Below are 409 nucleotides of genomic sequence, written 5' to 3'. Positions count from 1 at the left end.
TCATTATGGTTCATATCAAGAACACGGATATCCAAACCTAATGATTGAAGTTCCTTAACAAGAACACGGAATGATTCTGGAACACCTGGCTTAGGAATCTTTTCACCCTTAACAATAGCTTCATATGCCTTTACACGACCAACAACGTCATCTGACTTGTAAGTCAAAATCTCTTGCAATGTGTAAGCAGCACCATAAGCTTCAAGGGCCCAAACTTCCATTTCACCAAAACGCTGACCACCAAATTGTGCTTTACCACCAAGTGGTTGTTGAGTAACCAATGAGTAAGGCCCAATTGAACGTGCGTGGATCTTGTCGTCAACCATGTGGGTCAACTTCAAGTAGTGCATAACACCTACAGATACACGGTTGTGGAATGGTTCACCGGTACGACCATCATAAACAACGG

At 42.8% G+C, this 409-nt stretch carries 1 pseudogene; it reads right to left on the bottom strand.

What is annotated here, in order from left to right:
- Positions 1 to 409: pseudogene (locus tag CP368_RS10215) on the bottom strand (DNA-directed RNA polymerase subunit beta); the annotation flags it as partial.

It is taken from the genome of Lactobacillus sp. UMNPBX17, from assembly GCF_002553735.1.
GTDB lineage: Bacteria > Bacillota > Bacilli > Lactobacillales > Lactobacillaceae > Lactobacillus > Lactobacillus gallinarum.
The sequence above is the reverse complement of the archived record's forward strand: the minus strand, read 5'-3'. Positions and strand labels throughout refer to the sequence as shown.